Origin of the sequence: Bradyrhizobium sp. CB1717, from assembly GCF_029714325.1 — a bacterium.
Lineage (GTDB): Bacteria > Pseudomonadota > Alphaproteobacteria > Rhizobiales > Xanthobacteraceae > Bradyrhizobium.
Genome location: NZ_CP121666.1, coordinates 6,376,055 through 6,390,492, shown reverse-complemented (window position 1 = coordinate 6,390,492; position 14,438 = coordinate 6,376,055). Strand labels below are relative to the sequence as shown.

Below are 14,438 nucleotides of genomic sequence, written 5' to 3'. Positions count from 1 at the left end.
GAATGCGTGACGTAGAGGCCTTGTTGAATTCGCTGGTCGATGTCGATCGCAGCATGCTGATCTCGGTGTTGTCGATGGAGGTGCAGACGGCCACAAAGCTCGCAATGAGTGGACACCAGCGCACTGCCTGGCAGCGCGCGAAGAGGCGAGGCGCCGTCGAGCACGCTGCCCGTCTCGCGCATATCCTGGCTTATTTCAAATATGGGGAGACGCCGGCCGGCATGTCGGAGGACGATCGCCGGCTTTGCAGCAGCCTCGCGGAGAAGCGTAGCGTGTAGGTTGACCGGGTGACCCTGTCTGGAAGATATTTGATGAAGAGTTGACCGCCATGAATGAAAACGACGCGCTCGCGCTGGATCTTGCGATTGGCAGCCGCTTCCGGGTGAGGTCCCTCGGCAAGCATAGCAAGCGTTTGGACGGGAGGACGGGTCGGGTCATCGGCTTTGCCCAGACCAAGAACGCGCTGCGGGTCATTCTGGACGGACACAAGCATCCGCAAACGCTGCATCGCAGCTATCTGGAGCCGCTGGTCGAGACCGCGTCCTGAAGCGGCCGCCCCCGCCGGCACCGCGTCAGTTGGATTCGATGGGTGCGATCAGGTCGACGATGCGGAGCAGGCCCTGGCAGACACGCCAGATGCAGCCGGTGCCGAGAAACAGTTCGGTCGCTGCGTTCATGTCGCCAAACTGGAGGTGATATCCATTGGCGACCACGTTGATGGATATCCTGATGCCATTCGTGCCCACCAGCTGGGTGCGCGCCGTATGGACCGCTTCGACCAGCCGCCGTCCAAACTCCCTGGCATCGTCGAGATCAAGCGCTGCGAGCCGCGGTGGCGTGCGTGCTTGGTTGAACGGATACACGGCGTCGATGAGGATGGTGTGGCCGTCCGATAGCAACAGCAGCTGGCTGACCGACTTTCCGGCCGGAAACAGGAAGCATCGCTCGTCGAGGTCGATCTTGATCTCGTACTTCGGCCGCAACTCTGCAATGATCCGGGGTGCGGGATTGATACTCATCGTGCTGCAACGCGAATTGACCGTAACATGGCTTTATCCTAGGTCGCTCGTGTGGAAGCGGCAAGGCGGACGCGTCAAGGTTAATGCGTCTATCCCGGGCCGCCCTGGGCAGTATAGTTGACGCATAGTTGGGCAGAGGGGCCAACGAGGCCCCAGCCATATTTCGAGGCATTGGGCTAATGGCGATCAGGATTGCGGCGGTGAGCTCCGCCACCATGTCGGACGACAAAAAGGAATTCATCGTCCAGACCACGGGCAAATATACTGGTGCACTGGAGCTGAGATTCGCCAGTGACTGCGTCGACGATCTGATCGCGGTACTGACAAAGGTGCGAGGCGGTGCGCAGCCGGCGGCGTCAAAAGGCGGCGGGCCGGCCCTTGCCGCCGAAGCAGCCGCCCCCAGTGCCGAAGCCGCAGCGCAGACCAAACCGGGCGCGACCGGCAAGGCCGACGAGGTGCGGTTCGAAATCCCCAAGAACTGCACGATTTCCGCCGACACCAGCGGCCGCGGCCTTGTGCTCTTCATCCTCAACCACCGGCTGGAAGACCAGGCCGGTTACGCGTTCTCACCGGACGCCGCGAAACAGTTGGCCGGCGGGCTCACCAAGAGCGCCGATGCATTGCTGGCGCAGCGGGCGACCCCCAGGAGTTAAACCAGATGTGACAGCGTTGGCCCCGCGTTACTTGAATTCCGTCATTGCAAGAATTTACGATGATGAATAACGCGACCACCCTCAGCATTCGTCCGAAATGGCCCGGGATCGCCGATCACTTCGCTGTCTGGTCGCAAGGCCGCGAGATCGGCGGGATCCGCCATGCGCGGGATGCGAACGGGCCCGATCGTTCGTGGGAGTGGTTCGTCGTGATCCCGATGGGCCTTCCGGCATGGGCGAGCGGCGCAGCTCAAGGCAGGGACACGGCGATCGAGGCCTTCAGCGCAGCCTGGGGGAGGCAGCTGAAGGAAACGCAACCCGAGCGGATGCAGCGCGCGTGGGAGCTGCACGGCGCGGCGCAGGCGAGGGCAGCGGCGATGCCCGTTCGCGGGTCGTAGCCGAGAGCTGAAGGCAGGCTGATCCTTCCGCACATCCCGGCTCCGTCGAAGGTATTTACCAACCTCCGGGACGGAGATTGCCGAGATTTCCCGAATATGGGATCGCCCGTCATTGTTTAATTCGCCGACTAAAGGTTGCGTTAATTGTAAATAGTTGCTTAAATTTCCCGGTTTGATTGTTTCTGGGCAGGCAGGGCTGTTTTGATTGATTTTTGCCGACGGAGGTCTGCATAGGCCGGCGCGCGCGTCTGCGTGTGCCGGTTTTTTGTGCGCGACCGAAAGCGGCATTCCTGCCTCCTCCCACGTGACTTTGCAATTTTTGTTGCGATTTTTTGGAGGCTTAGGTCATGGCAATTTACAAGTACGATCCGGCGAGCGGCGTGTACGTTCCGGTCGATGAGTCTCAGTTGATCGCCGATCCGACGCTAGCGGCCACGTCCGTGAGCACCAATCAATCCGATTATGCGCCTGGGTCGACTGCCTACTTCACGGCCAACGTCGGTGTGGGCGATACCGTGACGTTTGAAGTCACTGACGTGGCTGGCAATCCCGTGGCCGGCACGAATGTGCCCTGGACAGTGGTGGATGGCGGTGCCGGTGACCTCGACGGCCTTGCCAATGGCGTGGTGGTCACCGCCTGGGATGTCGGGCAGGACGCGCTGGGCGAGTCGTTCGTGCTGAGCGCCACTGACACGACATCAGGCGTCATGACGACCACGGCCTTCACCGACAGCATCACCGGTGCAGTAGACGTCACCAATCAAAGTTCGACTGCGCAGGTCAATGGCGCGATATTCACGAACACGACGACGGCGGTTTCGACCGGCACGGGTGTGTTCGATTCCTTCCTCGTGATGCAGAACGCTCCGACTGAATCGGGTTTCAATACGGATGGAACACCGCTGCCGCTGGATGACAAGTCGCAAGCGCACACGAATGCGCTCTTGTTGGACGCCATTCCGACGGTCGTCGGCAGCGCAGCGAACGGCGGCAATATCGGCGTCCTCTACAGAGAGTTTCGGATAGACATCAACCAGAGCGGCAGCAAGAACGCCCCGCAGCTCATCTCCCTGGACCAGCTGAAGATCTATCAGGCGGGCTCCGGCACGCTCACCGATCTGACGGGACTGACGCCGATTTTCGACCTTGATGGCGGTGGCGACAAGACCGTGTTGCTGAATGCGCAGTGGGATGCCGGCAGCGGCAAGGGCGATTATGTCGTCCTGATTGCGGATAGCCTGTTCGACCATTCGGGGGCCACGCCTAACGTCTATCTCTATTCGGCATTCGGCGGAGGAACGAGCGGCGCCGATGCTGCGACCTACGCCGCGAATAGCGGATTCGAGGAATGGGGCGTGCTCGCGGCTGCTCGCCCCAGCATCAATATCGACAAGGTGACGGGCGATGGTCCCGGCGGATTGATCACTGATGGCGACGGCGTGACGATCACGACCGGCAGCCCCGTTACCTGGACCTATACGGTCACGAACACGGGCAATGTCGGGCTGTCAAACATCGAGGTGACCGACGACCACGGTGTCACCGTGACACCCACTCTCGCCGGTGGGCACAATATCGGCGATACCAACCACGACGACATCCTGGATGTGACCGAGACGTGGATTTACACGGCTAAGGGAACTGCGGTCGATACATCCGGCCTTCCGGGTGGCCAATACCACAACATCGGTACGGTGACCGGCGATTACGTCACCAAGGGCAAGGACGGCACGACCACCCATGTCTCGGACACCGATCCGTCGAGTTACATCGGCGTGAGCCGGGTGGGTACCGCGATTATCTCGATCGATAAGGTCACGTTCGACGGGGACACTTCGGCCCTGACCGTGAAGACCGATTTCGACAGCGGCACCGATGGCGCCACCATCCTGGCCAACGAAAACGTCTCCTGGATCTACAAGATTACCAATCCAGGCGACGTAGCCCTGTCCAACGTCCACGTGACGGATAACCAGCCTGGCGTGACCCCCGTATATTTGACCGGGGACGCCAATAGCGATGGCAAGCTGGACACGAACGAGACCTGGTACTTCAGCGCATCAGGTAAGGCAATTGACGGCCTCTACCAGAACGTCGGCGAAGTGAGCGGCGACCCGCCGGTTGGCATCACGGTTTCCGATCAGGACCTGTCGGGCTACACGGGCGTGACGCCCGGGATCGCGATCAACAAGGTGACGGTCGACGGGTCGAAGTCGGGTGACGGACTGACGATTCTGTCGGGCGAGGGAATCAGCTGGCAATATACGGTCACCAACACCGGCGACGTCGCGCTCTCCGACGTCGAGGTGACCGACTCGGTTGGCGGCGTCAATCCGCACTACGTGAGCGGCGATACGAACAGCAACGGCCTGCTGGATACCAGCGAAACCTGGATCTTCTCGGCGGACGGCACGGCGGTAACGGGCGATTACAAAAACACCGGAACGGCGACCGGCTCGTTCACCGACGATGCAGGCCACAAGGCCACGCCGTCGGCGCAAGACGACTCGAACTATTTCGGTGCCAATCCCGGGATCGCGATCAACAAGGTGACGGTCGACGGGTCGAAGTCGGGTGACGGGCTGACGATTCTGTCGGGCGAGGGGATCAGCTGGCAATATACGGTCACCAACACCGGCAACGTCGCGCTCTCCGACGTCGCGGTGACCGACTCGGTTGGCGGCGTCAATCCGCACTACGTGAGCGGCGATGCGAACAGCAACGGGCTGCTGGATACCAGCGAGACCTGGATCTTCTCGGCGGACGGCACGGCGGTAACGGGCGATTACAAAAACACCGGAACGGCGACCGGCTCGTTCACCGACGATGCAGGCCACAAGGCCACGCCGTCGGCGCATGACGACTCGAACTATTTCGGTGCCAATCCCGGGATCGCGATCAACAAGGTGACGGTCGACGGGTCGAAGTCGGGTGACGGGCTGACGATTCTGTCGGGCGAGGGGATCAGCTGGCAATATACGGTGACCAACACCGGCAACATCGCGCTCTCCGACGTCGCGGTGACCGACTCGGTTGGCGGCGTCAATCCGCACTACGTGAGCGGCGATGCGAACAGCAACGGGCTGCTGGATACCAGCGAGACCTGGATCTTCTCGGCGGACGGCACGGCGGTAACGGGCGATTACAAAAACACCGGAACGGCGACCGGCTCGTTCACCGACGATGCAGGCCACAAGGCCACGCCGTCGGCGCATGACGACTCGAACTATTTCGGTGCCAATCCCGGGATCGCGATCAACAAGGTGACGGTCGACGGGTCGAAGTCGGGTGACGGGCTGACGATTCTGTCGGGCGAGGCGATCAGTTGGCAATATACGGTCACCAACACCGGCAACGTCGCGCTCTCCGACGTCGCGGTGACCGACTCGGTTGGCGGCGTCAATCCGCACTACGTGAGCGGCGATGCGAACAGCAACGGCCTGCTGGATACCAGCGAGACCTGGATTTTCTCGGCAGACGGCACGGCGGTAACGGGCAATTACAAAAACACCGGAACGGCGACCGGCTCGTTCACCGACGATGCAGGCCACAAGGCCACGCCGTCGGCGCAAGACGCTTCGAACTATTTCGGTGCTGATCCCGAGATATCAATCAATAAAATTACCACCGCCGGCAATCAATCGGGAGACGGGATCAATGTCATCGCCGGGACTTCCCTAACCTGGAAATACACGGTGACTAATACGGGGAATGTCGCTCTTTCAAATGTTACGGTGACCGATGACAAGGGTGTAACGCCGACATATGTGAGCGGTGACACTAATGGCGACCACAAGCTGGATCTCAACGAAACCTGGATCTACCAAGCTACCGGCAAGGCGATCGAAGGTGGATACTCGAACACGGGTACGGCAACCGGTTCGTTCATCGACACTGCGGGTCATACGGGTACGGATACGGCCTCCGATCCGAGCAGCTACAACGGGTATGAGAACTCCGCAAGGACGCAGGGATACTGGGGAAGCCATGCCTCCGCATGGAATACCCATCGTACCGACAAGTACCTGTTGCTCGGTGATGCCAATGGCAATGGCATTCAGGACGATGGCGCCAACGCTCACTACCTCAAGATTGACGTAGCTACGGCACTCTCGATCGAGTCGGCCGCCAAGAACGGTGACGCCATCTCGATCATGCTTGCCCAGGTGATCGCAACGCAGCTCAACATCGATGCAGGGGTCGTGCAACCCAACAACCTCATCGACGAAGCTGTCATGTGGTTGACCGGAAAGGGCGCTTGGGCTGGCCTTGGCGTGAATGTCGATACAAACAATGATCTCATTCTCGACAAGACCACAGGCGTCGCGACGAATTCGAATGCATGGAACAAGACCTACGTTGATGTTACGGACGCAAGCACCGGCATCACCGATTGGGGGACCCCGCTTGGGAAGGAAGCCGATGGCGAAGGACTGAAGAATGCTCTAATGGCGTTCAATCAGAATCAACTCGTCACCAGCTCGGGCTCGCCGGGTTGGGTTGGATGGACCAACGATGGCGTAAACGTCATCAATCAGCATGAGAACACGCTCGATCAGTTCTGGCTGACCCTGCATCAGACGGGGGGAATCCAAGGCATCGCCTAAGACCGTCTCAGCGTGCGTACGCTTAGATCTAGGCCTCGTGCTCGTCACGAGGCCTTCGTTTTTTATGGGGCGATTGCGGAGGCCTGCCCACGTTTCTCAGACGATCAGGCTCCACGTCGTCGTACTCTCGTGAAGCAGCGTGGGGGCAATGCCCACGATGTCCACCACGGATTGTGGCGCGGCGCCGTTATGCGCGTCGACCACCATGTTAGTCCCGCCCTTCGCGTCCGAGACGAAGCTCAACCATCCGTCGGTGATCGGGTTGCTTCCGGAATACCCGAGAGAGCTGAGCAGTTGTCCCACATTGATGCTGTTGTTGCCTGATACCCAATTCAGGATGGTATCTGTCGTGCCCGAAAGCGCATTGAAGACGAAGGTGTCGATACTGCCCGCTTGCGCCGCATAAAGGACATCGGCGCCCTTGCCGGTGACAATCGTATTGTTGCCGCGGCCCGCCTGGATCGTGTCGCCGAGGTCGTTCGCGATGATGGTGTCGTTGCCGTCGCCAGCCCAGACGTTCTTGATGATGGTCGTCGATGCGATCTGGAGAGTCCTGCCGGCGATGGTGTCGAGTGCGCCGGCATGAAGATCGAGGTACGAGCCGGAGGTGACCGTCGCCGTGTTCAGCGTCGCATTGCCGCTGCTATCCGTGAGGATCAGATTGGCCGGATTGGTCGCGGACGCAAACTCGTCGGTATAGACGTAGGTAATCGGGGTCGACGCGGAATCGCCGAGCGCCGTCAGAGTCCAGCTGTTCAGGATGCCGGAATTTCCTGCAACGCTGTCCGTAACGGTGAGCGTCCAGGTTCCCTTCGCATCCTCGCCCCAGAAGCTGTTCGCCGTCGTCTGGAACACGATCCCTGTGCCGGTCCCGTTTGCCGGGTGCGACGCAAGTGTTGCTGTCGTTCCGCTGGGAGAGGTCAGCGTCACCAAGAGGTCGCTCGGGCTCGCATGAGCGATATTGAGGTCGATCACCATTCTCTCCACGTCGAGTGAAGAGGCGAATGTCATCTGACTGGTCAGGCCGCCGACGCCATCCGGAATCGCCGCGTTGTCTGTATGCGATGCGGATTCGCTCGACATGTTGGCGTAGGTCGACTGATATTGCCAGCTTTCGGCAAGCCTCACCGCTGCCGTCGCATCGACCATGCCGAAGCCGTAGCTTTCGCTGAAGTGGAGGCCGCCGCCGTTCCAATCGTGGGCGCCGTTGGTGTGCCAGCTCGCATTGGTGGGATCCGTGTTCTTGGCCGAATAGGCCAGAATATCCTGGACGTCCCGGAAGCCGAGGTTCGGGTTTGCCTGCAGCATCAGAGCGACGACACCGGAAACGTAGGGCGCCGCATAGGATGTGCCGGAGATGTTGATGTAGTCGTTCGTCGAATATCCATCGGTTCCGACGCGATCGTCGGTCTTGGCAGTGCCTGGCGCCGAGATGAGAATTGCAGCTCCTGGCGAACTGTAGCTCGTAATGTGGCCGGACGTGTCGGTCGCTGCAACCGTGATGACGAACGGGTCGTTTTGGAAGTTGTGATAGTTTACGTTGTCCGTCGGGCCTCCATTTCCGGCCGCAAACACAATGACGATTCCGAGGCCGCCGCGACCGCTGCTGACGTCGTTCTGGATCGCGACCTTTGTTGCGGAGAATGCCGACGAGAGGAAATTGTCGGAGTAGGGCGCGGTATAGCCCCAGCTCGCATTGACCACGTCCATGCCATTTGTGAGGACGTGATTGAAGGCCTCCGTCGCCTGACCCGTTGTGCCGGTTGCGCCATATCCGATGCGAAACCCGGCGATGCCGGCATTATACGCGACACCGACGACGCCCGTGCCGTTGGCTGCAGCCCCGATGACACCCATGGCGGTCGTCCCATGCTTGTCGGTCGTTGAGCTGCCAAAGGCGTCGGCACCGCCGGTCACGGTGTCGTAGTCGAGATTGAGCAGATAATGCGGGTTGATGTCGCCGTGATTGTAGTCGAAGCCATCATCAATGACGCCGATCTTGACACCAAGTCCCGTGTAGTTTTGCCAGGCCTTGACGACGTCGATCCCAGCGGTGCTGTTGGTGAGTCCCCATTGCTGGCTGAAATAGGTGTCAGTGGGCAGCGTTGAGTTGCCCGTGGGAGCGTTCAATGTCTGCCAGTGAGTGGGAACGTCATGAAGGACGAGCGTAGTGCTTCCTTGACCGGTGGTGCCGCTCGAGGTGGTCGTACCTGTGCCCGATGTGCTCGTGCCAGAACCTGAAGTGCTTGTTCCCGTGCCGCCAGTCGATGTGTTGCCTCCACCCGTGCCGCTGCCGCCTTTCTTGGCGGCGAACCCCTCGGGGCCGCCGTCTGCGGCACTTCCTTCATTCGCCTTGGTGTTGCTCCACGCGGTCGGACCGACGAAAGAGCCGACGTTTGCCGAGGCGATGTTCAGTCCGATGAATTCCCATTCCAGAGCATTTGCATTCGCTTCAGAGAAATTCCCGTACTGATCATTCACGCCCCGCTTGGCCATTGAAGCTCCTTGCCCTGTGCGACGGAAGAAAAAAGCGCGTCATGTCGCGCGTCGGTGCGGGGATCGGACGGCCGCGCGAATTAAAGGCGGGTAAATTGAGCGGTTAAACTGGGATCAGCGGTTCCAGAGCGCTGACGATGGCGGTCCAAGTTTCGCAATCTCTTTAACGGCGCATAAATCCGGTTTTATGTTCGTTACGGCGGGAGTTACGAAGCGGCAGGATTGTCCGAGACCGGACCGGATGACGATGACTTGCATCCGGTCGTGACGGAGCCTCGTTTCAAGCGCGCGATGATGGCCCCATGGGGAGGCGTGCAGTTCGCAGAAAAATTCGTATTTGGCCCTGGCGCCCGAAAGCTGGCGCCAAGCCTTGTGGCGGCGTATCGCGCCAACCGGCGTGAACGCGAATATCTGCCGGGCGACCGGGGCAATGGAGCTCGTCTCCCGGGGCAGGCGCGAGGGAAACCGTTAGAACCATCCGCGCAGGGAAGTCCGGGGGTGCCGGTTTCACCTGTGATCCACCCCTGCGCCCTTTCTTCCGGGAATGGAAATTTCCAGTTCAAGCTCGCGCATGTTGCGCCGCGGGAATGCCAACCCATGTCCGTTGTTTGGGTTCTGGTCGGAATTCCGCTGGTTTCCGCCTCCGCCCGCCGCATTTAGGCCTTGCATTCAACCGGGATAAATATCGTAAACGCGCGGGAGCCCGTAGCTCTACGGGCGCCTTTACCTTTCCAGCGAGGATTATTTCGCGCGCCCGGCGGCTGTGCTAAACATTCCACTTGATTAGACAAGCATTGTAACGGCTGCCAAGTTGTCTTTAATTCGGCCGGGCGTTGTCGCTCCGGCGGTCATTTTTGATTAGGGGGGCGGGGGCATCCGCCGGATTGTGTGAGTGCGCCTTTCAAGAGGCCGGACGAGCTCCGGCGCCTGCTGCAGACATGCCAGGGCTATTTCGCGACGGCCGGCATCTTCAGCCTTGCCATTAACCTGCTTTACCTCGCCGGCCCGCTCTACATGCTGCAGGTTTATGACCGGGTGATCTCGAGCGCGAGCGAGATCACGTTGCTGATGCTCACGCTCGCGCTGCTGCTGGCGTTCATGGCGCTGGCGGGGCTGGACGCAGTTCGCGCAAGGGTGCTGACCCGCGCCAGCATCCGCCTGGACCGCGAGATCGCCTCGCGGGTGATGACGGCGATCATCGATCGGTCGGCCAATGCGGGCGGCGCTCGCAGCCAGGCGATCCGCGATTTCGATACGTTTCGCCAGTTCGTCACCGGGACCGGCATCCACGCCGTTTTCGATCTGCCCTGGGCCCCCATCTACATCGCGGTGATCTTCGCCCTACATCCGTTCCTGGGGGCCTTTGCGCTGGGGTGTTCGGTCATCCTGGTGCTGATGGCGCTGCTGAGTGAGTGGCTCGTGAAGCTGCCGCTCACGGAATCGAACGAAGCCGCCGCGCGCAGCTACAGCTTCACCGAAATGAGCCTGCGCAACACCGAGGTCGTGCGTGCCATGGGCATGACCGGCGGTCTGCTCCGGCGCTGGAGTCGCGATCGCGACCGGATGCTCGAGCGCCAGGTCGCTGCAAGCGACCGGGCCGCCGCGATCCAGAGCCTGATCCGTTTCCTGCGCCTCGCCATGCAATCGCTGATCCTGGGTTTGGGCGCCTATCTCGTGATCGAGCGGGTCACGACGGTCGGTTCGATGTTCGCGGCCAGCATCCTGCTCGGCCGCGCGCTGCAGCCGGTCGAGCAGATCGTGGGGTCGTGGCGTGGTCTGGTGTCGGCGCGTGCTGCGTTCCTGCGCATTCGCGAACTGCTGACGGCGCATCCTGTTCTCGAGGCCGGCCTGACGTTGCCGAGGCCCAAGGGGCACGTTTCGGTCGAGGCGCTCAGCTTCGTTCCCCAGGGGGGCTCCAAGCCCATTCTGCGCGGTGTCACCTTCGCCGTGGAGGCAGGAGAGGTGCTCGGGGTCATCGGGCCGTCCGGGGCCGGGAAATCGACCCTGTCGCGCCAGCTTGTCGGCGTGCTGACGCCCTCGGCGGGCGCCGTGCGGCTGGACGGCGCCGATGTCGCGACCTGGGTCAAGCGGGCGATCGGCGATCATGTCGGCTACCTGCCTCAGGATATCGAGCTGTTCTCGGACACGATCGCCGCCAATATCGGCCGCTTCGACGAGGGAAGCGACAAGGACGTCATCCTCGCTGCCCAGCTCGCCGGCGTGCATGAAATGATCCTGAGGCTTCCGCACGGTTACGACACCCAGGTCGGAGAAGGCGGCGCTATTCTGTCCGGCGGCTTCCGCCAACGGATTGGTCTGGCCCGCGCCGTCTATGGCGGTCCAAGCCTCGTCGTGCTCGACGAGCCGAGCTCGAACCTCGATGCCGAAGGTGATGTCGCTCTGGCAGATTGTATCGTGCAACTGAAGAAAGGCGGGACGACGGTTGTCATCGTCTCGCATCGGCCGGCGACCATCGGAGTCGTCGACAAGATTCTCGTTCTCAGAGATGGCGTCGCCGAAATGTTCGGGGCTCGTGCCGAGATCATGGCGCGGCTGACCCGTCCTGTCCCCGTGCACGCCGTGCAAGGCTCCAGCAGCTAGGCTCGCCCAATGGCCATTTTGGACGGAACACCCAAGAATCTCGCCGCCGTTGGCGGCCGGGCCGGTCTTTCCGCCGGGCCGCCCAGCGACTCGATCAGGCGCATCTCGCTCGCCGGCTGGATCATTGTTGCCGTATTCTTCGGTGGGATTGGTGCGTGGGCGCTGACCGCGCCGCTCAACGGCGCCGTCGTGGCAAACGCGGTCGTCAAGGTTGAGGGTAATCGCAAGAGCGTCCAGCACCTTGACGGCGGCATCGTGAAGGAGCTGCGGGTCAGGGAGGGCGACAAGGTTCGCTCCGGCGACCTCCTGATCGTGCTGGATGAGACCCAGGCGCGCGCCGAATACGAAGTTCTGACGCAGCAATGGGCCGTGCTTCGTGCCACGGAGGTTCGGCTCCTGACCGAGCTCGATCACGGCTCCGGGCTCGTGATGCCGTCGGATCTGAGGGCGCGTTCCGAAGATCCCTATCTCAAGAGCGTCTGGAACGGGCAGGTCAGCCAGTTCGAGAGCCGCCGGGCCGCGCTGGAGGGACAGCGCAGCGTCATCCGCGAGAAGATCAACCAGCTCGGCTCGCAGATCGTCGGCGCCCAGGCGCAAGTGAAATCATTTACCGACCAGATCAATTCCGTTCACAGCGAGGCGAAGGATATCGCGCCTCTCGTCGAGCGCGGCCTGATCGCGCGCCCGCGCATCCTGCAACTGGAGCGCACCGCCTACGGACTCGAGGGTCAGATCGCGGATTCCAACGCCAACATTGCCAAAGCGCGCCAGGCAATTGCCGAGCAAGAGCAGCAAATGGCGCAGCTCGACAATGATCGAATGACCGACGTGACCAAGGACCTTCGCGACACGCAAGCCAAGATTCTGGAGGTCATCCCGAAAGCCATGAACGCCAAGGCGGTCTTGGGGCGCATGGAGATCCGCGCGCCCTATAGCGGCCAGGTGGTCGGCCTCAACGTCTTTTCAGTCGGCGGGGTCATACAGCGCGGCGACAAGATCCTGGACATCGTCCCGGAGCAGGATGGGCTGACAATCGAAGCGCAGGTGGCGGTCGAGGACATCAGCGACGTGCATCCCAACACGCGCGCGGAAGTTCACCTCACGGCCTACAAGCAGCGGATCGTGCCGATCATTCATGGCGACGTCATCCAGGTCTCGGCAGATCGTCTGACCGACCCCAAGAGCAACAACCCGTACTACACGGCCTTCGTTCGAATTGATCAGGACGAGCTTGCGGCCATGCCGAACATCAAGCTCTATCCGGGCATGCCGGCAACCGTCATGATCCCGACCGTCCAGCGCACGGCGTTTGAATATCTGGTTGGGCCGCTGATCATGTCCTTCAATCACTCCTTCCGCCAGAAATAGGAAGCATGGGCCCGGTCGAGCGTGCGCGCGCGGCTGGCGGTCGGGCTGCCATCAACGCGCGGTATCGACGCGTTAAAGCCCCTTTTATGATGCGCCATGCGGTTATTGTGTTGCTGTTTAGCCTGCTTGCTGGTTGTGGAGGCACGCGACTGGCGCTTCAGAACGAGGGTGAAGAATCTTCCGTAAATCTGGCCGAGGCCCTTGCAGATTGCCGCAACGCATTTCCCGATCAGATCGCGCAGGCCGTGCCGCGTGCCGATTGCATCGTGAAGGCAACAGAGCTCTCGGTGCGGCCCAGCTTGCAGTTTCCGGAACTGCTCGACCGCGAAAATGCATTGCGCAAAGCGCTTGCCGTCCAGGTCTCGGCCGGCAAGGTCTCGCTGCTTGAACGTAATGACCAGATTGCCAAGGCGCACAGAGCCATCGTGGCGGAAGAGGCGGAAAGGCTGCGAGGAGCGCCGTTGGAAGGGCAGGGACGCAGCCCGTTAGCCGTGATTCAGTGGCGGGCTTCCAATTCGGATGCGTGTGCCCGGCTCGGGGGCAATTCTCCGAATTGCTATTGAACGTGCTCGGCGAGGCGGCAGCCAAATCTTGGCGCGCAAGGGCAGCGCAGAAAACCTGCCTGCGTCGCTCCAGGACTGTTTAGCTCCAGGACTATTTAAACGGGTCGTCGATCGACGCTGCTGACTGCCTCACGCGTCGAACGCCGATGGGAGAGCCATCCGAAACGAACAGCAACTCATAGCTCTGTCCGCGCGAGTCCGTTGCAGTGCAGGTGACACTCGAGACCCGCCGCGCGGCAAAGTTGCCGAACTGGCGGCAGATGCCGGTCGATGCCTCCTCCGCGGGCACCGGCAGCCCATGGACCTTCGGCCGGTGCTTGGAATTCAGGAGCATCCGATCGATCGGAAGCTCGTAGGAATTGTCGTCGAAGCGCTTTCCCTTCTCGCCGGAGAAAGACACGACGTGGCCGTCGTCCGCCGGGTCCTCGATAGCCACCGCGAAGCTCACACGTCCGGCTTCATTATGGGCGTAGGCAACGGCCTTGCAGGCATAGCTGCGACCCGCGATCTTCAGCGTCGTGCACTTGCCGGACATGTGTGCGAGGATGTCGATCAGAGGCTGACGATGCTCGATGCGTTTGGGAGCCTCCGGACCTTGCTCTGCTGCCGGACGGGGCCCGGCCGTCTGCGCGACGCCAGGGGCCGCAAGAGCAAAAAGCACCCCGGTCGACAGCAACATCGCGGGCCGCAGCCAACATAAAAGACGCCGCCAGATGGTCACGCGATCCCCTCT

At 61.3% G+C, this 14,438-nt stretch carries 11 protein-coding genes; 8 read left to right on the top strand and 3 right to left on the bottom strand.

The genetic code is table 11. The features are described from left to right. Positions 1–2 precede the first annotated feature (2 nt). Together QA649_RS30025 and QA649_RS30020 are read left to right on the top strand one after the other, a co-directional pair. Entirely contained in the window at positions 3–278 is a 276-nt protein-coding gene (locus QA649_RS30025; RefSeq protein WP_283020358.1) for a hypothetical protein, read from the top strand. Between the two features lie 50 nt (positions 279–328). Further along, positions 329–547, top strand: a complete 219-nt coding sequence (locus QA649_RS30020; protein WP_283020357.1) for a hypothetical protein — start codon at positions 329–331, stop codon at positions 545–547. A 25-nt stretch (positions 548–572) separates the two neighbouring features. On the opposite strand, the gene QA649_RS30015 is transcribed toward QA649_RS30020, so the two are convergent. Continuing rightward, the gene (locus tag QA649_RS30015; RefSeq protein WP_283020356.1) at positions 573–1,019 is read right to left on the bottom strand and encodes a hypothetical protein; all 447 of its coding nucleotides are present in this window, start codon (positions 1,017–1,019) and stop codon (positions 573–575) included. A gap of 179 nt (positions 1,020–1,198) precedes the next feature. Here QA649_RS30015 and QA649_RS30010 point away from each other — a divergent pair, with 179 nt between their 5' ends. The 3 genes from QA649_RS30010 (at position 1,199) to QA649_RS30000 (ending at position 6,677) form a co-directional block, all read left to right on the top strand. Then, positions 1,199–1,672: a hypothetical protein gene (locus QA649_RS30010; RefSeq protein WP_283020355.1), complete on the top strand. Its 474-nt coding sequence runs from the start codon at positions 1,199–1,201 to the stop codon at positions 1,670–1,672. A 59-nt stretch (positions 1,673–1,731) separates the two neighbouring features. Continuing rightward, the gene (locus QA649_RS30005; RefSeq protein WP_283020354.1) at positions 1,732–2,070 is read left to right on the top strand and encodes a hypothetical protein; all 339 of its coding nucleotides are present in this window, start codon (positions 1,732–1,734) and stop codon (positions 2,068–2,070) included. Positions 2,071–2,417: 347 nt separating this feature from the next. Continuing rightward, the gene (locus QA649_RS30000) at positions 2,418–6,677 is read left to right on the top strand and encodes a hypothetical protein (RefSeq protein WP_283020353.1); all 4,260 of its coding nucleotides are present in this window, start codon (positions 2,418–2,420) and stop codon (positions 6,675–6,677) included. A 96-nt stretch (positions 6,678–6,773) separates the two neighbouring features. On the opposite strand, the gene QA649_RS29995 is transcribed toward QA649_RS30000, so the two are convergent. Beyond that, a complete protein-coding gene (locus tag QA649_RS29995) occupies positions 6,774–9,173 on the bottom strand; it encodes a S8 family serine peptidase (protein ID WP_283020352.1) in 2,400 nt (799 codons plus the stop codon). An 888-nt stretch (positions 9,174–10,061) separates the two neighbouring features. Between QA649_RS29995 and QA649_RS29990 the strand changes: the two genes are divergently transcribed. Genes QA649_RS29990 through QA649_RS29980 form a run of 3 tightly spaced genes read left to right on the top strand, consistent with a single transcriptional unit; the run spans position 10,062 to position 13,705 of the window. After that, positions 10,062–11,774: a type I secretion system permease/ATPase gene (locus QA649_RS29990; RefSeq protein ID WP_283020351.1), complete on the top strand. Its 1,713-nt coding sequence runs from the start codon at positions 10,062–10,064 to the stop codon at positions 11,772–11,774. Positions 11,775–11,783: 9 nt separating this feature from the next. Then, positions 11,784–13,142, top strand: a complete 1,359-nt coding sequence (locus QA649_RS29985) for an HlyD family type I secretion periplasmic adaptor subunit (protein WP_283020350.1) — start codon at positions 11,784–11,786, stop codon at positions 13,140–13,142. 5 nt (positions 13,143–13,147) lie between these two features. Next, positions 13,148–13,705, top strand: coding sequence for a hypothetical protein (locus tag QA649_RS29980; RefSeq protein WP_283020349.1), 558 nt, complete (start codon positions 13,148–13,150; stop codon positions 13,703–13,705). A 91-nt stretch (positions 13,706–13,796) separates the two neighbouring features. Here QA649_RS29980 and QA649_RS29975 read toward each other — a convergent pair whose 3' ends face one another. Next, positions 13,797–14,384 carry a hypothetical protein gene (locus QA649_RS29975; protein ID WP_283026135.1) on the bottom strand — a complete coding sequence of 196 codons (588 nt, stop codon included), beginning with the start codon at positions 14,382–14,384 and terminating at the stop codon, positions 13,797–13,799. Positions 14,385–14,438: the final 54 nt, after the last annotated feature.